This window comes from Acidobacteriota bacterium, assembly GCA_016196035.1.
Taxonomy (GTDB): domain Bacteria; phylum Acidobacteriota; class Blastocatellia; order RBC074; family RBC074; genus JACPYM01.
Genome location: JACPYM010000073.1, coordinates 13,697 through 34,052, shown reverse-complemented (window position 1 = coordinate 34,052; position 20,356 = coordinate 13,697). Strand labels below are relative to the sequence as shown.

Annotated in this window: 11 protein-coding genes; all 11 read right to left on the bottom strand. The window is 60.0% G+C overall.

Annotated features, from left to right (window positions below; translation table 11 throughout):
• Window positions 1-204 precede the first annotated feature (204 nt).
• The 11 genes from HY011_22345 to HY011_22295 all read right to left on the bottom strand — a co-directional run bounded on the left by HY011_22345 (window position 205) and on the right by HY011_22295 (window position 20,308).
• The gene (locus HY011_22345) at window positions 205-1,416 is read right to left on the bottom strand and encodes an HDOD domain-containing protein (GenBank protein MBI3425676.1); all 1,212 of its coding nucleotides are present in this window, start codon (window positions 1,414-1,416) and stop codon (window positions 205-207) included.
• A 136-nt stretch (window positions 1,417-1,552) separates the two neighbouring features.
• Window positions 1,553-2,761 carry an HDOD domain-containing protein gene (locus HY011_22340; protein ID MBI3425675.1) on the bottom strand — a complete coding sequence of 403 codons (1,209 nt, stop codon included), beginning with the start codon at window positions 2,759-2,761 and terminating at the stop codon, window positions 1,553-1,555.
• Window positions 2,758-4,947 carry a response regulator gene (locus tag HY011_22335; GenBank protein ID MBI3425674.1) on the bottom strand — a complete coding sequence of 730 codons (2,190 nt, stop codon included), beginning with the start codon at window positions 4,945-4,947 and terminating at the stop codon, window positions 2,758-2,760. Before HY011_22335 ends, HY011_22340 begins: the two co-directional genes overlap by 4 nt.
• A 206-nt stretch (window positions 4,948-5,153) precedes the next feature.
• Window positions 5,154-5,624, bottom strand: a complete 471-nt coding sequence (locus HY011_22330) for a hypothetical protein (protein ID MBI3425673.1) — start codon at window positions 5,622-5,624, stop codon at window positions 5,154-5,156.
• Between the two features lie 18 nt (window positions 5,625-5,642).
• Window positions 5,643-6,080 carry a flagellar export chaperone FliS gene (fliS, locus tag HY011_22325; protein ID MBI3425672.1) on the bottom strand — a complete coding sequence of 146 codons (438 nt, stop codon included), beginning with the start codon at window positions 6,078-6,080 and terminating at the stop codon, window positions 5,643-5,645.
• Between the two features lie 214 nt (window positions 6,081-6,294).
• The gene (fliD, locus tag HY011_22320; GenBank protein MBI3425671.1) at window positions 6,295-7,698 is read right to left on the bottom strand and encodes a flagellar filament capping protein FliD; all 1,404 of its coding nucleotides are present in this window, start codon (window positions 7,696-7,698) and stop codon (window positions 6,295-6,297) included.
• Window positions 7,699-7,742: 44 nt separating this feature from the next.
• Entirely contained in the window at window positions 7,743-8,189 is a 447-nt protein-coding gene (locus HY011_22315; GenBank protein MBI3425670.1) for a flagellar protein FlaG, read from the bottom strand.
• Window positions 8,190-8,335: 146 nt separating this feature from the next.
• A complete protein-coding gene (locus tag HY011_22310) occupies window positions 8,336-9,865 on the bottom strand; it encodes a hypothetical protein (protein MBI3425669.1) in 1,530 nt (509 codons plus the stop codon).
• Window positions 9,866-10,106: 241 nt separating this feature from the next.
• Window positions 10,107-13,673, bottom strand: a complete 3,567-nt coding sequence (locus HY011_22305) for a response regulator (protein MBI3425668.1) — start codon at window positions 13,671-13,673, stop codon at window positions 10,107-10,109.
• Complete coding sequence (locus HY011_22300) at window positions 13,661-14,308, bottom strand: hypothetical protein (GenBank protein MBI3425667.1); 648 nt, start codon at window positions 14,306-14,308, stop codon at window positions 13,661-13,663. Before HY011_22300 ends, HY011_22305 begins: the two co-directional genes overlap by 13 nt.
• Window positions 14,309-14,383: 75 nt before the next feature.
• Window positions 14,384-20,308, bottom strand: a complete 5,925-nt coding sequence (locus tag HY011_22295; GenBank protein ID MBI3425666.1) for a PAS domain S-box protein — start codon at window positions 20,306-20,308, stop codon at window positions 14,384-14,386.
• Window positions 20,309-20,356: the final 48 nt, after the last annotated feature.

The window sequence follows — 20,356 nt, the reverse complement described above, 5'->3', positions numbered from 1 at the left end:
ACTCACCCCGCCGTCAGGCTAACCGCCGGTCGTGGCGCCAATGTCACGCGTGCCGCCTTGATCCCTGACACCGCGGCGTGATCAGTTGGCAAAGTTTTGCGGGCATCTTCTACCACGCCGGTTCTACCACGCCGGTTCTACCACGCCGGTTCTACCACGCTGGTTCTATCACACTGGCGTCGCGTTGGTGCCAGGCGGGTCTACTTAGGCGGCGTGCGCTTCAGTAGCCTGTTTATGCATCTCGGTCCAGACGGGGACATGGTTTTCCAGCCCCAGATTGATAATGTAATCCAGATCGAGCGCTGGCGGTTGAACAATTTGCGGCGTGCGCTGTTGTTCAAGGTCTAACGCGTTGGAAACATGGACGGCAGTGAGCGGGCAAAAGCTTTGGGTCAAAGCGCGGGACGGTTCGTTATGAAAGGCCACCGCGCCGATGATGGCATTGGGCAGGCCCCATAATCCCAGCAAATAAGCGCCGACTTCCCCGTGGGTGGCGCCAAACACGCGCCGTTCGGCAGCTTTGCCGGAAAGCCCTTCCGTGCGCGCGAGTTTGAGCATTTGGTCATATTGCTGCGGCAATTCAGTCGCCAAAACCATTTTCCCGGCGTCGTGCAAGAGGCCTGCGGTGAATGCATCGTTGACTACTTCCAGCGTTTGCTGTTCGCCTTGCGCGATGCGTTTGGCAAAGACACCGACACGCAAACTGTGATTCCAAATGGCGGTCGGTGAAAAGCCCTGAATGGCGGCCGTTTTGGCGCGCGAAAAAACCTGGATGGTCAGCGTCATGGCGACGATGGCGTCCAGCCCCAGCAAATTGACGGCGTCTATCGGATTCGAGATATGCCGGCGCAAGCCGAAGAACGCCGAGTTCGCCATTTGCAGAATTTTTGCCGTCATCCCCATGTCGCGGGTGATGATCTCGGCGATCTTTTTCATGGAGGAATTGGGCGATTGCAGTTCCTTGACCAGTTCCGTGTAAAGGGTCGGCAGGGTCGGCAGCGAACTCATTTGCGAGATCAGCATTTTCAATTGCTCATTCGCCAGCAGTTCACGCACCGCACAAGCCCGGTTAATCGCCAGCGTCAACCGTTCCAACTCACAAGGCTTAGCCAGTAATTGGTAAGAGGGCCGGACGGTCTTGGTGATGATGTCTTCATCCGTGCAATCCGACAGCAGAATTTGCACGATGCGCGGATAACGATCCCTGACCAGCTTGAGCAACTCAGTGCCACTGATGCCAGGCAAATACATATCGGCCACCACGACATCAAACGGCTGCGTCGCCAGAATCTCCAACGCCTCGACGCCGCTCTGTGTGAAGTGCATGAACCAGGTGGCTTGCATGGGATCGAGCATGCGTTTGAGTTCCGCCAAGAAGTGCGGGTCGTCATTCACAAAAAGGATTTGTTTTTGCATTGGTTGCCTGTCAGGAAATTGCCTGCCTCGGGCAAGCAGAGTTGCGGTGCAGCGTGCGTTGTCTGTGTGTGTTACAGGTTTCAGTGACCGGCAGCCGGCGCGCGGCCAAGCGCAACAGGGCTTTTCCCCCTTGCGCTCAAGCCGCTGCCAACTGCGTGTTTTGAAAACAGCCCGCCCGCCAGACCGCCACCCGGTCGTTGATTCCCAAACGCGTTAAATACTCCTCGTCCAGCTTCGTGCTGCCGCACAGGTCGCACTGCGCGTGCAGTTCATGCTCCAGCGCATTGGCGATATGCACCGCGCTCAACGCGCTAAAGCCCTCCACCTGGCAAGCGCGCGGCTGATCATGAAACGCCACGGTTTCAACAATGGCGTTCGGCAGGCCCCACAGCCCCAGCAGGTAGGCGCCGATTTCCGCATGGGTCGCGCCAAAAACCTGTCGCTCGCAGTCATCGAAGGGCAACTCGTTCGCCCGCACCAACGCTAATAAGCGGCCGTAACTTTCAGGCATATTCGCCGCCAAAACCAGATGTCCCACGTCGTGCAAGAGTCCGGCGGTAAAAGCGTCATTGGCCAGGTCAATCGCTTCGCCTTGCGCCAGGGCCACCTGCTTGGCGCACATCGCCACGCGCATACTGTGGTCATACAGTGCTTCGGGTGAGAAGCCGCGCGACAGGGTCGAACTGAATTGCGAAAAAATCTGGATCGTCATGACCAGCGTCATCACCGTTTCCAGCCCCAACAGGCTCACGGCTTCAGCCGGCGAGGAAATTTGCCGGCGCAAACCGAAAAAGGCGGAGTTGACCATTTGCAAAATCTTGGCCGTCATCCCCAAGTCGCGCGCAATGACCTCGCCGACTTTTTTGAGCGTCACGCCGGGCGATTGCAATTCCTCGAGCAGTTCGTGGTAGAGCGACGGCAGGCTGGGCAGCGATTGCATTTGCGAAACGAGCAATTGCAGGCTTTCATTCGAGAGCAGGTCGCGTAAGGCGCAGGCGCGATTCACCGTGAGTTTAAGCGTCTCGGCCTCGCAGGGTTTGGAAAGATATTGATGCGCCGGCCCGACCGATTTGAAAATCAGATCGTAGTCGGAATAGCCGGACAGAATAATTCGCACGACGTGCGGATGATTGAGACGCACCTGGGTCAGCAGTTGCGCGCCATTCATGCCCGGCATGCGCATATCCGAAACCACTACATCGAAGGGCCGTTCGGCCAAAAAGGCGAGCGCCTGCTCACCGCTTTCGGTAAAGCTCATTTCCCATTCGTGGCGCATGGGGCGCAGCATGCGTTGCAGCCCTTGCAAGATTTTGGGCTCGTCATCCACAAAGAGAATTCTTCTCATTGCAGCCTCCCGTTCTGCCCGGCGACAGCCGCGGCAGCGGTAATTTCCTGCAAGGGCAGACGAACGATAAACGTCGTGCCGCGTCCGACTTCGCTTTCAAACTCGATGGTGCCTTTATGTTTTTTCACGATGACTTCATGCGAAATGGCTAGGCCTTGACCGGTGCCGTGTCCGACCTCTTTGGTGGTGAAGAACGGATCGAAAATGCGCGCCCGCACTTTTTCGGGAATACCGGCGCCGGTATCGCTGATGCGAATCTCGGCGCACTGTTCATCGTGGCCGGTGCTGATGATGATCGTGCCTTTGTCCTTGTGGCCGTCGTTGACAACCTCAGCGATGGCGTGGGCCGCGTTGATGACCAAATTGAGCACGACCTGATTCAACTCGCTCAAGACGCACGGCACCGGCGGCAGCGTGGGGTCGTATTTGGTGACCACATCCGCGACGTATTTCCATTCGTTGCGGGCGACCGTGAGCGTGCTCTCAATCGCTTTGTTGAGGTCGGCGGCCTTTTTCTTGAGGCCGGGATGCGCGAAATCTTTCAGGGATTGCACGATCTTGGTGACGTGTTCGACGCCTTCCAGCGATTGTTGCAAGGACTTGGGAATTTCCAGCAGCAGATAATCCACATCGGCGCTGCGCAACGTGGCCTCGGCTTGCGCCACCAACTCTGACAGCAGGTCGCTGGTTTGGCAGGCCTCCAACAATTCGCGATCTTTCCCGATGACCTGGTTCAATTCCTGGAAGGAGTCCAGTAAGAAGCGCGTGTTATCGCCGATATATTGCATCGGCGTATTGATCTCGTGGGCGATGCCGGCGGCCAGTTGGCCGAGCGATTCCAATTTCTGCGCCCGGCGCAAGTGCTCTTCGCTTTCGCGCAGCGCCTCTTCGATTTTGCGTTGCTGCGTGATGTCCGAAAAAACGCCGTCGGCATAACGCACGCCGTCTTTTTCGTAGGTCGCCACAGCCCGCTCGTGCAGCCAGCGCCAGGTTCCATCTTTGTGGCTGGCGCGGTAATTCAGATCGAAAGTGACGTTCTGGCTGAACAAGGCCGTCAGCGCCGCGCGCACGCTGGCCACCTCATCCGGGTGGATGCTGTCGAACCAGTGTTGCGGGTTCTGATAAATCTCGGCGGCGGTATAGCCCAAGACCTTTTCCACATTCGGGCTGATAAACATGCAACGTCCCTCACTGTCACAGGTCCAGGTGACATCGGGAATGTTGTTAATCAGCGAGCGGTATTTCTCTTCGCTGACGCGGCGCGCTTCCTCAGCGCGTTTGCGTTGAATGCCCTGGGCCAGCGTGTTGGCCAAGGTGGCCAGCGCCGCTTGGATGTTTTCCGTCAGGGGACGCCGCGCAAAGAGCGCCAGCACTCCGAGCACGCGGTCTTCGACAATCAAAGGATAACCGGCAAAGGCCACCAGGCCCGTGCGGCGTATCCATTCCTGTTCGCCAAAAAAGGCGGCGCTATCCACCTGATTGGTCATGAGCGGTTGGCGCGTTTGCGCAATGCGGCCGATTTTGTGCTGGTCTAGCGGTACGCACCGCGTTGCTTGATCCAATTCCGCCGCCGCGCCCGCGCCCGCCAGCAATTCCAGCATTTGGGTTTCAGGGTTGATCAGCCAGAGGCGGGTACATTCCGCTTTGAGATGCTGCATGATCAACTCGGCGCAGCGTTGCAAGGTGCAGGGCAAGTCGTCACCTGTCGTTAGCACCGTGCCAATGTCAGCGCCCAAATGGGCCAACTGGGCGTGGCGCTCGAGCCGGAGCGAGGTGGTTTCCAGATCGTTGAGCTGCTCGTTCAGGCGGCGTTGCATTTCGATGAGGCGCACGCCGACCTGCAAGCGCGCTAACAGCTCTTCGCGGTCAAACGGCTTGGTGACGTAATCATCCGCGCCCCCTTGCAACCCGGCCACCACATCCGCTTTGGAATTGTTGGCGGTCAGCAAAATCAGATAGGTCGGCAGTTTTTGCCCCGTTTGCCGCAGGCGGCGGCAGACTTCGATGCCGTCCAGTTCCGGCATATTCACGTCCAGAATCGCCAGCGGCGGCGCCTGTGGCCCGAGCAGGATGTCGAGCGCTTCCTGGCCATTGCTGGCAGTGATCGTTTGATAACCACGCTTGGACAAGGTGGCCTGCACCAATAGGCGGAAACTGGAACTGTCGTCGGCAATCAAGATTTTCATGGACTTTCCTCCTCGCTACGATAAAGCCGGGAAACACAGGTAGGGCCCGGCAGGGGCGCCTCTGCAACGCATAACATCTGGGGAGGGGCGGGCCAGTCTGTGTGCTGACATCGCCCGGGCCTGCCTTGCCTGCCACCGGAGCTGCATATTTTGGGCTTGGGGGGAGCGTGGTCTGGCGGCAGCTACGGCGGGAAATGGGGAGTGTGTTAAACGTGCTGGTCACAAGCCACGGCGTTGTGGCCATTGCGCAAATAAGCGTTGACGCCGCGCTGCGTTTTATCCAACTGGCATTGTTCGGCCCGCAAGTCGTGACGGGCCGCCAGCAACAAGGGTTGGGTGCGGGCATCGGTGGCGCGGATCGCCGCCACCAGTGCAGCCGTTTGCCCCGCCAGCGCGGTTTGCGTCAGCCCGGCGGGCGCGGGCGTGCTGGCCAAATCAGTTTCGGCCTTGCCCAACGTGTCGCGCAACGCGGCGATCTGCCGATGGTAAACCTCCAGGCGTTCACCCAGCGTGGCGCGTTCGTTGACGACGCGCAAGACTTCGTCGAAATTGCGTGCGGTCGCGGCTTGTTCCTCTTGCCGGGCCAACGCCAATAAAGCTTCCAAATCCGTGCATTGGGCGATCAGCAAATCCAGCACCGAGACGGCGTGCGGATGGATCGGATGGGTTGCAGACATAGCGATCAAGCGCTCCTTCTAGGCCAGACAGACGCCCGCCATTGGCGCGGGCTGGGGGACGGCCGCCGCCAGGGCCAGCGCCTGGGTTTTCGCGTTGTTCGACCAGGCATTGCGCACCGGCACTAACAACTCCGCCGTTTGCCGCATCAACGCTTCATCCAGTTGCGCGCTGGCGCGCAGCGTATCGGCGGCGACATGCAAATACAGGTTGTTGAGAATCGGGGCGACCTCGCCGCCGCGCTCATAGTCGAGAATGGATTGCAAATAACCGATGATGTCGAGGGCCCGATTGGTATGTTCGCCTTTGGCCACGAGGTCGCCCGCCGCTATATCCGCCGCGGCCAGCCGCAAGAATTTGATCGCTCCGTCGTAAAGCATCACGATTTGTTGAAGGGGATCGGTCTCAGCGTTCGCCACTTTGCCATAAGCGGCCAGGGCATTTGCTTTCCAGTTCATGTGTTCTCCCTGCGAGTGGTTCACGGTGGCAAATCAGCCGCCGTGGGGGCACTAAGGGGCCGTCCGGCAACGGTCAAGGGATAGTTTGCCGTGGGCGGCGTGAATGGGTTTGCGCTTGGTTAGCCACGCGGGCTGAGAGTGCCAGCCAGCGCTTAAAGATGTTTGTTCAACCCACTCCTCTTATCGGCGGGTGCGGCCCATTGCTTAAGCGGCCTTAGGCGGATTTCGGTTTGAGCGAATCGAGGATGGTGGTCAATTGCGTGCTCTGCCCATTGAGTTGCCCGATGGCCGCATCGGCGATGGCGAACTGGCGATTGAGCGATTGGCGCAAATCGCTGAGCCGCGCCAGTTGGGCGGCGATGTTTTTTTCCGTGCGTTTGATCGAATCCTGATAACCGTTGATGGCCGTGGTGACGGTGCCGGTGACCGCGTCGCTCAGCTTGTCGAATTCATCGTGCAAGGCAGCAGCCAGGCCGGTGAAGCCCTCGCTTTTGCCCGCCAGCAGGGCTTGTACATCGCCCAGGTTGTTGCTCAATTTTTCATTGAGCACGGTTGCGTCGAGTGTCAATTTCCCGGAATCATCGCGGCTGAGGCCCAGCTCCGCCAGGTTCTTAAACGCGCCGCCGTTATTGCCGGCATTGCCGCCGAGCGCCTCGCGGATCTGGCGTTGCACAGTGCGCAACGTCGCATCGCCCGCCAGCGGGCCGGAAGGCCGTCCTTGGCCGTCTTTCGTATATTGCCCGGCAATGAAGCTTTGCACATCGTTGTAAGCCGCGACGAGGCTGTTCAGCTTCTCATTCAAATCGGACGTTTTTGACGTGACCGAAATTGTGGTCGAGCCGCTGCTTTTGAGATTGAAAGTCAGGCCCGTCACCGCGTCGGAAACGGTGTTGGACGAACGCGTGAGCGCTAGTCCGTTCAAGCTGAAAGAAGCGTCCAGGTCGGAAAAATCCGTGGTCGCGCCGGGCGGATTGACCGCCGTCAGATTCAAATCAGCCGCCGTGCCGGTGGCGCTGGTTTCGACCAATTCGACGCGCCCCGCCGTGCCGGTGGCGTTCGAATTGAGGGCGAGTTTGAATTTCGTGCCTGTCCCATCCACATCCACGATGGTGGCGTTCACACCCGCGCCCGCCTTGTTAATGGCGTCGCGCAAACCGGTCAGCGTATTGTTGGAGCTGTCAATCGTGATGGCGGTGCCGGTGCTGGCGCCACCCTTGCGCAACTCAAAGGTCGCCGTTGTCGCCCCGCCCGCTAACACGGCTGCGGTGTCGCTGGTATAAACGCGCGAGGTTTGCGTGAGGCTGGTCGCCAGGCGCGTGACCGTGAGATTGATGCTGGCGGTGGCGGCTTCGGCGCTGCTGGTGGCCGTGGCGACATTGGCCGCCGAAGAACTGGCGGTGCGGCCGTTACCCAGCGTGCGGTCATTGAGCGCATCGGCGGCGGCAGTCAACGCCAGCAAGCGGGCGTTGAGTTGTTTCAACGCGTCGCTGCGTTTGCTGCTTTCGGCATTCTTGTTCTGCAACTGCGAAAGCGGGCGCGATTTTTCGGCCAGGATCGAGTCCGTCAGCGCTTTGAAATCCAAACCGCTGCCCACTCCGTTGAAATTGACGGTTGCCATCGTAACCCCCTGCGCGTGAATGCGCCTGTCGCCCTTCTTTGCCGTTAAGCCTGTTGATCGAAAAGCTGCCCCTGCGTTTTGCCCAGCGCGGCGGACAGCCGCAACAAGGCTTCAGTCGGAATCTGCTGCACCGTTTCGCCGGATAATTGATCCACCAGCTTGATGACGATGGTGCCGGTGTCATCATCGCGGCTGAATTTCAAATCAATCTGCGATTGCTTCACGGCCTCGCTTAAGGCTTGGGCCGCTTCGGCGGCGGCTTCGCCCTGGCCGGGTGGAAAACTTAATTTGATTTCGCCCTGCGTTTGATTGATGCCGATGGTCGTGCGGGGGACTGTTCCATTGCCCGCCGCACCGGTGCCAGTCTGTCCCGTCCCGGTTTGCGCCGCGCCCGCTTGGGTGCGTGTGCCGATGGCGGCGGTGGGCACAATGGCCGGACTTTCGGCCTGCGGATTGAGCAGGTTGATCGAATTTAGCGGAAGGATTTGCATAACTACCTCCAGGTTCGCGTGGCCAGGTTTGCGTGGCAGATTTTGCGTAGCGGGTCGCGCGTGGCCGGTCAAATGGCCTAAAGGCGAGTCCTCCGAGGAGAACTCGCCTGTAGGTTTTTGACCAACGATTTAAGCTTGCGCCCAGCTTACCGCAGCAGTGACAACACCGCCTGGCTCGATTGGTTGGCCTGCGCCAACGCCGCGACGCCCGCCTGTTGCAGCACACTCAACCGCGAGAGGTTCGAAGCTTCCGCCGTGATGTCCGCATCGCGCACGCGCGATTCGGCAGCCTGGAAGTTGTTGATCTGCGAAGTCGCCAGATCAATCGCCTGTTGCAGGCGATTCTGGCCCGCGCCGACGACGCCCTGGACTTTGCCCAGATTGGTGATGGCCGTCGCGATGGAATCCAACGCCGTTTTGGCACCCGTTGCGCCACCCGTCAGGGTGGCGCCACTGGCCGCCGTCGGGCTTTGCGCGGTCAGGTTGTTATCGGCGCTTGCCGTGGCATCGTTGCTAATGCCCAGATTGAAATTGTTCAGCGAAACGAAGGTCACTTCGGAACCGTCCGCTTTGTTGACCACCGCAAACACGCCCGCCGAGCGCAAGGTCGTGTCGTTATTAACTGAAGCTGCCGCATTCGCCGCGCCGGTGGCCGCCGTCGTGCTGGTGGTGAAGCTCACATCCTTGGCGGTGTTTTCAAAGCCGATTTCCTTACCCGTGAAGCTGAGCGTCTGGCTACCGGCGGCGGTGGCGGCGGAGACACTCTTCGTCGTGACGTTGGCCGCGCCGGTAATCGCCACGTCATTTGCGGCAGCCGCAGCGCCCGCCACACTGGTTTGCCCGGTCCCTGTACCTGCCACGTCCGAAGACACGGTGAAGAACTTCGTCGAGGACAGCACCAAATTGCCACTGCTGTTGACCGAAGCCGTGATGCCCGCCTCTTTTGCATTGGCATCGTTGTTGATCGTGTCAATCACATTGGAGGAGGTCGCGCCTGCCGAAAGGCTAATCGTTGCGGACGAAAGCGAGCTGCTGGAACCGATGAATTGGAAGGTCAGATTTTCGTTGGCGGTCAACCCGCCGGAAATGTCGCCGCCGCCGGTGACGTTGCCGGTGCCCGCGCCGATGTTCAAGCTGTTCAGGCCCAGACTGGTCGAGTCCACGCGATTGGCTGCGCCGGACAAATCAACCTGCACGCCATTGTTGGTGTTCGCCGCCGAAAAGGTGTCGCTGCCACCGCCGATGATCGTGGTCAGTGATTTGTTGTTGGTGCCGCCATTGACCAAGCCGATGTTTTCCGCCTGGCGCGTGATTTCACTCAGCACATTGGAGAACTCTTGTTGCAGCGTGTCGCGGTTGCCGGTGAAGGTATCCGAAGCCGATTGCGCGGCCAGTGTCGAAGCGCGGTCGAGCAGGTTGGAAACCGTGTTCAACCCGCCGTCCACGATCTGCAAGGTCGAAAGACCGTCGTTGGCATTGCGCACGCCCTGATTGAGCACGTTGATGTCGCTCCGGTATTTGTTGGCGATGGCCAGACCCGCCGCGTCATCGCCGGAGTTGTTGATACGTAAGCCCGATGACAGGCGCTGAATCGTTTGATTCAGTTTGGCGCCCGAAGCGTTCAAACGTGTTTGGGAAGATGCTGAACCGAGATTGTTGACTAATGAAACTGACATGATGTTCCTCCGTGAACTGAAGCCTTAGCATCCTTGCCTCGGCAATTGAGAATTTGATTTTGGTGGGAGCGCCCACAACGCCCCGGGACATACCCCTTATCGAACAAGCGCGGCGGGAACTTTAGGTCTTGGCCAAGAAATCCGGGTTTAACAGTGTGAGGCGGATTTTTTGCCCGGGTGCGCCTGCGTCCTCGCAGGCGCACCCGGGCACGTCGTTACAGTTGGTAAACCGTGCCCGACTTCAGACCGTCACGGCAGGCGCGGCGCCGTTCAACGCCGCAGTGGCGGCCTGCGTGTTTAACTCGCCAGCCACGAAGGTTTGCAGGGCGGCATTCAAACGCGCGATCTCTTTTGCCAGCGTGGCGCTGAGGCTGGCGGCCCCGGCGGTTTGTCCGTTGCGGCCCAACGTTTCCAATTCATAGGCCAAGGCCACCACTTGGTGCGCGCCGAAATTGCCGGCCATGCCTTTGAGCGAGTGTGCCGCGCGCATCAGCTCGGTACTCGCGCCGTTGGCGCTGCCCACCGCGGCGCTGTTTTGTTGAATGGTCAGCAGCAGGCTCGGGCTTTCGCTCAAGAACAGTTCGATCAATTCGACCAGTAAATCCTGATCGCCCTCCACCAGAGCCAGGGAAGCGGCCGCATCAAACGCCGGTTTCGCCGGGGCGGCGTGCGGCGCGGGTTCCGAGGCAACGCGGGTGTTCGTTGCGGCGGCGGGTGGGCCATATTTGGCGTAAAGCCCCGCGATGGTTTGGTGCAGTTCCGCCGCCTGGATCGGTTTCGAGACGTAAGCATCCATCCCGGCGTCCAGGCAACGTTCGCGGTCGCCTTTCATGGCATAGGCGGTCAGCGCCACGATGGGCAGATGTTTGCCGGTGGTTTGTTCTTGCGCGCGAATCGCCGCCGTCGCTTCCAAGCCGCTCATTTCAGGCATTTGAATGTCCATCAGCACCAAGTCAAAAGACTCGGCGGCGAGCGCGGCGAGGGCTTCGCGGCCATTGTTGGCGGTGACGACGCTGTGGCCCTGTTTCTGCAACAGGCGAATCGCCAGTCGCTGATTGACAAGATTGTCTTCTGCTAAAAGGATGTGCATGGTTCCTCCTGGTTGGTGAGATGGTGACGGGGCGGCGCGATTGCCGCGCGTGCGCTGTCCGGGGCGGCCAAGGGTTTCCTGGATCGCCAGTTGTAATTCGGCTTGGCGCACCGGTTTGAGCAGGCAGACGGCCAGGCCGAGTTCGCGCCGTCTTTCTGGCGGGATCAGTTCACCCGCCGAGGTCAACATGATGATCGGGGGCGCGGCCAATTCAGGCCGGCGTTTGATTTCGGCGGCCAGCATCAGCCCATCCATTTCCGGCATGTGTCCGTCCAGCAAGATCAACCCAAAGGGCGTGCCTTGTTGCTGGGCGCTGGTCAAGGCCGCCAGCGCCGCCGCCCCGTGTTCGACCAGCGTAGCGCGCACTTGCCAATTGCCGAGCAGGCTTTCAAGAATGCGGCGATTGGTCGCATTGTCGTCTACTACCAAGACGGAAAGCCCGGCCAGCTTGACCTGCCCGGCGTTGTGCCCGTTGACCAACTGCTGCTGGGCCGCGGCGAAAGGCACTGTGAAATGGAAGGTGCTGCCGTGGCCCGGTTCGCTCTCGACCCGGATCGTTCCGCCCATCAATTTGACGAGTTGTGAAGAGATGGCCAGCCCCAGCCCCGTGCCGCCATAGAGCCGCGTCGTCGAACCGTCGGCTTGTGTGAAGGCCTCGAAAATCTGGCTCTGTTTGGCCAGCGGAATGCCGATGCCCGTGTCGCGCACCGCGAAATGCAGCAGCAGGTCTTGCGAGTAGTCGCGCAAGACCGTTTGGCCAGGCGGCCCAGCGCTGGGCTGCCATAACGCGCGCGGCAGGCTGGTTTCGGCGCGGTTGACCTCGATCACGACTTCGCCCTGCTGGGTGAATTTGATGGCGTTGCCGACCAGGTTGATCAGGATTTGCCGCAAGCGCGTCGGGTCGCCTTGCACGCCGCCCAGACCGGGCTGAATGTGGCAGGCCAGTTCCAACCCTTTCTGGTGCGCGCGGAAAGCCAGCGCGCGCATGGTTTCTTCGGTCTCGTGGCAGAGATCAAAGGGCACGCTGTCGAGGCTGAGCTTGCCGGCTTCGATCTTCGAGAAATCGAGAATGTCGTTGATGATGGTGAGCAGCGAATCCGCCGACGTTTTGATGAGTTCCAGATATTCGCGCTGTTCGCTGTCAAGCTCGGTGTCGAGGGTGAGTTCGGTCATGCCGATGATGCCGTTCATGGGCGTGCGAATCTCGTGGCTCATATTGGCCAGGAATTCGCTTTTGGCGCGGCTGGCTTCTTCAGCGGCTTCCTTGGCCCTTTGCATTTCCAGTTCGGCGCGGCGGCGTTGCGTTACGTCGCGGGCAATGCCGCGAAAGCCCTGTGGACGGCCATTGCCGTCATGGATCAGCGTGACGCTGGTATCCACGGTGTAGCGCGTCTGATCACCACGGATCAATTCGGTAACAATGCCGCGTAAGGGCGCACCGGTTTGGTAAACCTGTCTCATGGCCCGCGCCATAATGGCGTAATTTTCATCGTCGGCTTGCGGGTGATAGTCAATCGAAATGGCCAGCAACTCTGCGCGTGTGCGGCGTTGTTCTTCCATTACGCGCGAATTGAAAAACGTGAAGCGCCCGTTGAGATCCATTTCCCAATAGCTATCGGCCATTTCTTCGATAATGGTGCGGTAACGCTCTTCACTTTGCCGAATGGCCTCTTCGGTTTCCTTGAGCTTGGTAATGTCCATCATCGTGCCGACATAACCCGTCAATTCGCCCGTTTCTGACAGCAGCGGCGCGGAAGAGCTATGCACCCAGCGGAGTTTTCCTTGTTTGTCCCGGATTCTGAACTCATTGAGCCGTTCTCGTCCGTTGCGTTCGGCGCCGCGCTGGGCGATGAGGATAGCTAAATCTTCCGGGAGCACGGCATCAGTCCAACCGTTGCCAAGCGTTTCCTCGAAACTCAACCCCGACAGTTCGTGCCAATGCTCGTTGCTGTAGATATTGTTTTTCTGGGCGTCCATTTCAAAGATGCCCATCGGCGCTGAGGCGCTCAGCGTGCGGAAGCGTTTTACGCTCGCGTACAACTCTTCCGTGCGAGTGCGGATTTGTTGTTCGATATTTTCATTGAGGCTCTCCAGCTCGACTTGCCGGTTGGCAGTATCGCGCATCTCGCGCACGCCGCGCAGGCAGGTCAGGCAGAGAAAGAAATCCTCAAACAACACCCAGCCCGCATGCTCGAGCCAGCGCAGGCTGCCGGGCGTGAGGATGCCGTAAACGGACTGCGGCCAATACACGCCGCGCAGAAAATGATCCAACGCCGTCACCACGGTGGCCGGAATCAGCACGCGCCAATCACGGTAAAAGGCCAGGAAGGCCAGCGAACCGAAAATGTGAAAGTGCGTTTCAATGCGTCCGCCGGAAATGTGTATCAACAACCCGGACATCAACATCTGCCCAACGGCAATCGTGTGCCTGGTGACGACCCAGCCGGGCCGCGACAGGGCCAGGCTCACCGGCGGCAGCGTAATGACGCCGCCCAACAACAACGCGGCCCAGACGTGCACATGCGTCTGGCTGGTCGTGCCCGCCCAAGTCCGCGGCGAAAGCCACAGGGCGGCGGCCAGACTGGCCGCCCATTGCACCACCATCAAGGCCGCGAACATGCGGTCGGTTTGCTGGAAAATTTGCTGCTGCTGCGCGCGAAAAACAGTTGCGGCGCGCGCCGCCTGCTGGGCGCTGGCCTGATTGGCTATGGATTGCATATCTGAATTCCCGTGGTACGGCTGGCGTGGGCTGCATCAAACAAGGCGTAACCGAAGACGCGCGTGCGCGCCTCTGCTGTCACTGCGCCCGTCAAATGCGCGAGCAGCGCGTTGCGACCGGCGTGATCGCCGGCGTGACCGCGCAAACCCGTAACACCGCCGTTAAAGAGTAACTGGCCTGTGGTGTCGTAAAGCACCACATGCCCAGAAGTCGTAGCGTGAAAAAGCCGCGCTTCACGTCCCTCTGCATCGGGCAACACCGTCACGCCAGGAATCGCGGCGGCTGTTTGCCAGAGGCCAGTATTTGTCCATTCCGTTGGGCCGTCCTTGGGGAGACTGTCCGGTTGATAGAAAAGTACAAAGGCTTTGACCAGGCCCTGGCTGTGCGCCAGCAAGCGGTCTAGCTCTGCCAGACTGGCGCGCGTGCAAGGACAATGCAGGTGCGTCAGCAGCATCAGCGTGGGATGTTCTAACGAACGTGGGATGCGACTGGCCGCGGGCCAAACCGGGGGAGGCGCGGCGGCCTGACCGGGGGTGTGGTCGTACTGCCAAAGTATGCTCAAGCCGGTCACCAGGAAGGCGAGCCGCGCGCCGCTCGCCAGCACCGACAAAACGGGTTGAAGCCTATGTCTCACGAAATCCTCACCTGCTCCCATCCAACCTGCTCCCATCCAACCTGCTCCCATCCAACCTGCTCCCATCCAACCTGCTCACTCCGTAGACGTGGAGGTTTTGCCGCGTTCCATCCAGGCGCCCAATTCAATGTTCAAACGCCCGACTTCGGCTTCTAAGGCCAAACAGAGCGTGTCCGCTTCCCGCAAGGTTTCAGCGCGGCCCGCTTCTTCCAAGCGCCGGGCGAGCGCCACCACGTCTTGCGCGCCAAAATTGCTCGCCGCGCCTTTGAGCGCGTGTGCGGCCTGGGCCACGGCCTTGCTGTGGCCGGTGTCGAGTGCTTGCTTGAGTTCGGTCAGCAGTCGCGGACTGTCGCCGGCAAATAGCTCAACCAACTCGGTCAGCAATTCCGTATCGCCTTCGACCTGTGCCAGCAGCGCGGTTTCATCAAAAACTTTTTCGCCGGGCGCAGCCGTGGCGGCGGTGGGAACCAACGCCGCGATGACCGCATAGAGTTCGGCGGCTTTGAGTGGTTTGGCGAGATAGCCATCCATGCCGGCGGCCAGGCAGCGTTCGTGATCGCCGGGCTGGGCATGGGCCGTCATCGCCACGACGGGCAAGTGCGCGCCCGTCCGGCGTTCGCGCGCGCGCATCTGGCGGGTCGCTTCAAAGCCGTCGAGCAACGGCATCTGGACATCCATCAGCGCCAGATCGAAGGTGGCGGTTTCGTGCAAGGCGAGGGCTTCCTGCCCGTTGTTGGCCAGGATGACTGTGTGGCCTTGCTTTTCCAGCAAGCGCGTGGCCAGCCGCTGATTCACCAGATTGTCTTCGCATAACAGAATGTGTTTGCTGGCGGCAGTCGCGGGCCGGGCGGACGCCGGACGCACCGGGGACGCGGGCGCGGGGCGGGGCGGATGCAGCACCGCCAGGATGGTTTGCAGCAATTCAGCCTGTTTGATGGGTTTGGTCAAACAGGCCGCCAGGCCCATTTGGCGGCGGCGCTCGCATTCGCTGAACTGGCCCGCCGAAGTCAGCATGACCAGGGTTGTTGGGGCCAGCGCCGGTTGCTGTTTGATGGCCGCCGCCAGCATGAAGCCGTCCATGTCCGGCATGTGGCAATCAAGCAGCCCCAACGGGAAAGGAGCTTGCGCAGCGTGCGCCTGTTGCAGCGCCTGTAAGGCGGCGGGGCCGCTCTCGACCAGTACCGGTTGCATGCCCCATGTGGCCAACAGGGCGCCCAGAATGCGGCGATTGGTGGCGTTGTCATCCACCACCAGCACCGGCAGCCCGCGCAACTCGCCGCGCTCAAGGGCGAGGCCCGGTTGGTGCGGCGCGGCTTGCAACTCGAATCCCGCCGTGAAATGAAACGTGCTGCCCTGGCCCAAGACGCTCTCGACACACAGTTGCCCGCCCATCATGGCGACCAGTTGCGCAGAAATCGTCAGGCCCAAACCCGTGCCGCCGTAATGCCGCGTCGTCGAACCATCGGCCTGGGTGAAGGCTTCGAAAATGCGGGTTTGTTTTTCCGGTGCAATGCCGATGCCGGTGTCGCGCACCGCAAAGTGCAACTGCGCCGTGGCGGCTTCACCCGGCGGGGGCGGGACGTTTTCGACGCGGCTGACCTCCACGACGACTTCGCCCTGCTGGGTGAATTTGATGGCGTTGCCGACCAGATTGATCAGAATCTGGCGCAGGCGCGCGGGGTCGCCGTTGAGGGCTTCGGGCACGCCGGGATCGAAATGGCAGGCCAGTTCCAAGCCCTTTTGATGGGCGCGCAAGGCGAGCGTCTTCATCGTCTCTTCGACGGATTCGCGCAGGTTGAAAGGCGCCTGGTCGAGATGCAGCTTGCCCGCCTCGATCTTCGAGAAATCGAGAATGTCATTGATGACGGTGAGCAGCGCATCCGCCGAGCTTTTGATCATGTCCAGGTACTCGCGCTGTTCGCTGTCGAGTTGGGTGTCGAGGGTGAGTTCGGTCATGCCGATGATGCCGTTCATGGGCGTGCGAATCTCGTGGCTCATGTTGGCCAGAAACTCGCTCTTGGCCTGGTTCGCGGCTTCGGCGTTCTCTTTGGCCTGTTGCAAGGCGATCTCGGCTTGCGCGCGTTCGATGGCGATGCCGGCCAGATGAGTGGCTCTTGCGACGAGCAACAACTCGTTCGCATCAGGGCTTTGTGGGGTGCGGTAGTAGACGGCGAAGGTGCCAAGCACTTGGCGCGTAGTCGAGAAAATCGGGGTTGACCAACAAGCCCGCAAGCCATGCGACAAAGCCAGTTCTTTGTAGTCCGCCCATAATGGATCGGTAGCCAGATCAGCGACGATGACCTGTTTGCCAAAATACGCCGCCGTCCCGCAAGAGCCGACATTGGGGCCGATTTCAACGCCATCAATGGCTGCATTGTAAGCGGCGGGCAAGCTGGGTGCGGCCCCTTGGCTGAGGTGCTTTCCCGTGGCGTCCAACAACAGGATGGAACAGAGCATTTGGCCGGTTTGCTCTTCGATGGTGCGGCTCACCGCTTCCAATACTGCGGCCAGCGGGGCGTCCGTCGCGATCATTTCGAGAATCCGTTGTTCCGCTACCAGCAACGCTTCGTCTTGGATGCGTTCGGTTACTTCCCAGAAAGCCCCCTGCGTCCCCACGATGACGCCGTGGGCGTCGTAGACCGGTGATTTCCGCACCTCGACATAGATCACCGCGCCATCCGGTTTCTGGAACTCTTCGATGCGATTGATCACTTCCCCGGTCTCCATCACCAGCCGGTCGTCCTGCTGATATTTTTCCGCCAGCTCTGCCGGGAACAAGTCTAAATCCGTATACCCGATGACTTCCGCAGGCGTTCTTTCCACCGCGTTATAAAAACCGCGATTGACGGCGGTGAAGCGGCCAGCGCGGTTTTTCAAAAAGATATTGAGCGGCAAGCCTTCGACCAGCGAATGGTAGAGCGCTTCGGAATTCCGCAACGCCTCTTCACGCTGCTTGCGCTTGGTAATGTCGTGAATGACGCTGGTGATGAACAATCCTTCGGGCGTTTGCAAGGGGCTGAGACTGATCTCGACTGGAATTTCATGACCATCTTTGTGCTGCGCGTAAAGCGTGGCATCCGTGCCCATCGGACGCTGTTGCGGGTCAGCGGCATACTGCGCCCGCTTGTCGTGGTGGGCGCCCCTGAACCGCGCGGGTACCAGCATCTCCAGGGGTTGGCCCAGCAGTTCCGCGCGTTGATAGCCGAAGAGCCGTTCGGTTTGGGTGTTGACGAGCAGGATGCGGCCCGCCTGGTCAACCCCCACGATGGCATCCGGGGCGGCTTCGAGCAGGCCCCGGAACTTGGCTTCCGAGGCTTGCAGGATTTCCTCGGCCCGTTTGCGCTCTGTGATGTCACGGGTGACTGCCAGTTGCGCGATGATGGTTCCCGTACTATCGAATAAGGGACAGGCATGGGTTTCCATCCTTTTCCTGGTGCCTTTGAGTCCGATGATTTCGAACTCGGCGACACGCGACTCGCCGCGAAAAACCGCCGCATGCAATTCTTGAAATGCGGGCAGGTACGCCGGCGCGATCAAGCCAAAGACCGATTGACCCAGCACAGCCTCTTGATCGTCAGCCTCGATCATGGCGAGGCCGGCAGGGTTCATCTCCAGCAGGCTGCCGTCGGCGGCGACTAATTTGACGCATTCGGGTTCGGAATTGAGGATTGTGCGCAGGCGTTGCTGGTTTTCGCGCAACGCTTGTTCGGTGCGTTTGCGCTCGGCCACCTCCTGCTGCAATGCCTGTGTCCGCTCATTGACGATTACCGTCAGCGCGTGTTCGCGCACTTGCAGATGCGCGAGCCGCAGGCGGTAGCCGGCGCCCACTGTGAACGCCAACAAACACAAGCAGAGCGCATAGAACCAATAAGTCTGATAGAAATGCGGCGCGAGCCGGAGTTGGTAGCGCACGCCGGTTTCGTTCCACACCCCGTCGTTGTTGGCGGCGCGCACGTAAAAGGTATAGCGGCCCGGCGGGATGTTGCTGTAAAACGCCGTGCGCCGTTCGCCCGCCTCGACCCAGTCGCGGTCATACCCTTCCAGTTTGTATTTGAAGCGCACTTTTTCCGGCGCCAGAAAACTCAAGCCGGTGTATTGAAACGCCAGATCACCCCGGCCTGGCGGGGCGACGGCCATTTGTCCCAGTGCATAAAGCTGTTCATCAATGTGCACTTCTTCGAGATGGACGGGTGGAGCCAAAGTGTTATTGGTCAATTTTGCCGGGTCAGTGAAACAGACTCCCCCAAAGGTGCCGAACCAAATCTTGCCGTCAGTGGTTTTCCACCCGACGGGATGATGGCCGACCGCGCCGATGGTGCTGTTCAACCCATGCTCGCGTCCATACGCCACCGAGGTGAGCCAGCGTGTGCGCCCGGCGGCAAAATCATTGAGCTGCTGTTTGCTGACCCGGAAAATGCCCTTGCTGCAACTCATCCACAAATTGCCCAGGTCGTCTTCGACCAGGCCGTAGGCATAGTTGGAATACAAGCCGTCATTCACGGTGTAGCTGGTGAAATGGCCGTCCTTGAAACGATTCAAACCGTGGCGCGTGGCCAGCCAAAGCGTGTCCTCGCGGTCCAGATAAAAGCTCTGCACGCCGTTACTGGCCAGCCCGTCCTTTTCGGTATAAACCGTGAAGCGGCCGTCTTTGAACAGATTTAAGCCCCCGCCCCGCGTGCCGATCCAAAAGTTGCCCGCCCGATCTTCGCACAGGGCGCGCACCGCATTTTGTGAGAGGCCGTCGGTCGTGGTGTAAAGCGTAAAGCCGCCGCGCTGATATTTGACCAAACCATCAAGGTCCAGGCCGATCCAAATGGCGCCTTCACGATCTTCGTAAATCGTCCGCACAAAAAATGGCGGCAACGCCGGGTCGCTGATAGGTGTGAAGCGTGGATGGCAAGGCCAGTCATTACAGCCCGCGGCTAGATTTGCCTTAAACAAACCTGCGGCTGTGCCCACCCACAGATTGCCCGCCCGATCTTCGGCGAGGGCCGTGATGCGTTGGCTGTGGGGATTGTTCCCAAAGTGGAAGGTGGCAATCACGCCGTGCTTGAGCAAGTTCAAGCCTTGACTGGTGCCCAGCCAAACATGGCCGTAATGATCTTGCAGGACGGCCGAGACGTTATCATCGGCCAGCCCGTCTTGCCGGGTGTAATTTTCAAATTGTCCACGCCGTATGCGCCCCAACCCCTCATTGCGAAAGCCGACCCAGAGATTGCCTTCGCGATCAGCGAGCAGAGCCAGCACCGGGTCGGTGGCGTGGTCTTCAGCTCGGATGTGGTAGGCCAGAATTTTGCCGTGCCGGTATTGATTGAGGCCGCGGTCGGTGGCGATCCAAAGCGTGCCTTCAGCGTCTTCGAGCACGGTGTTGATCTGTTCGGAAACCAAGCCGTCGCGCATGCCAAAGCGTGTGGCCCGGCCCGCCTGCCAACGAATCAAGCCAACGGATGTGCCCAGCCAGAGCGCTCCGTCGCGCGCGCGGAAAATGAATTTTGTATTTGCCTCGGCTGGGAGAGCGGCAAGTTTGTGCTGGATTAACTTGCCGTCTTTGAACTGATTCAGACCGCCGCGCCCGGTGCCGATCCACAAACTGCCATCCGTGTCGGTAAACAGCGCTTTGACCGCGTTATACGCCAGCCCGTCTTTGACGGTGTAATTGGTGAAGCGGCCATCTTTGAAATAGCTCAGTCCGCCATCGGTGCCGATCCACAAACCGCCGGTCTGGTCAGGGCAAATGGTGGTGACGAAATCATTGGGCAACCCCTCTTTGGTGGTGTAAACGGTGAACTGTCCTTGTTGGTAGCGGCTGAGACCGCCGCCAAAAGTGCCCATCCACAAACTGCCGTCGGGGCCTTCGGCCAAGGCCCAGACTTCATTCTCACGCAACTGCCGCAGATTGCGATCATCAAAGGTCGTAAACCGGACGCCATCAAACCGGGCGACGCCGCCTTTGGTGCCGACCCAGAGGTAACCGTCGCGCGTTTGCCGTAGCGCCAGCACGGAGTTCTGGGGCAGGCCTTGCGGTTGCCGCCAAATGTCCGGGCTATG

Bases quoted from the DNA above. Each gene is read 5' to 3' on its own strand.
- fliD (MBI3425671.1), bottom strand. From the start codon at position 7,698: ATGGCAACCGTCAATTTCAACGGAGTGGGCAGCGGTTTGGATTTCAAA.
- HY011_22345 (MBI3425676.1), bottom strand. From the start codon at position 1,416: ATGCAAAAACAAATCCTTTTTGTGAATGACGACCCGCACTTCTTGGCG.
- HY011_22330 (MBI3425673.1), bottom strand. From the start codon at position 5,624: ATGTCTGCAACCCATCCGATCCATCCGCACGCCGTCTCGGTGCTGGAT.
- HY011_22335 (MBI3425674.1), bottom strand. From the start codon at position 4,947: ATGAAAATCTTGATTGCCGACGACAGTTCCAGTTTCCGCCTATTGGTG.
- HY011_22310 (MBI3425669.1), bottom strand. From the start codon at position 9,865: ATGTCAGTTTCATTAGTCAACAATCTCGGTTCAGCATCTTCCCAAACA.
- HY011_22305 (MBI3425668.1), bottom strand. From the start codon at position 13,673: ATGCAATCCATAGCCAATCAGGCCAGCGCCCAGCAGGCGGCGCGCGCC.
- HY011_22340 (MBI3425675.1), bottom strand. From the start codon at position 2,761: ATGAGAAGAATTCTCTTTGTGGATGACGAGCCCAAAATCTTGCAAGGG.
- HY011_22315 (MBI3425670.1), bottom strand. From the start codon at position 8,189: ATGCAAATCCTTCCGCTAAATTCGATCAACCTGCTCAATCCGCAGGCC.
- fliS (MBI3425672.1), bottom strand. From the start codon at position 6,080: ATGAACTGGAAAGCAAATGCCCTGGCCGCTTATGGCAAAGTGGCGAAC.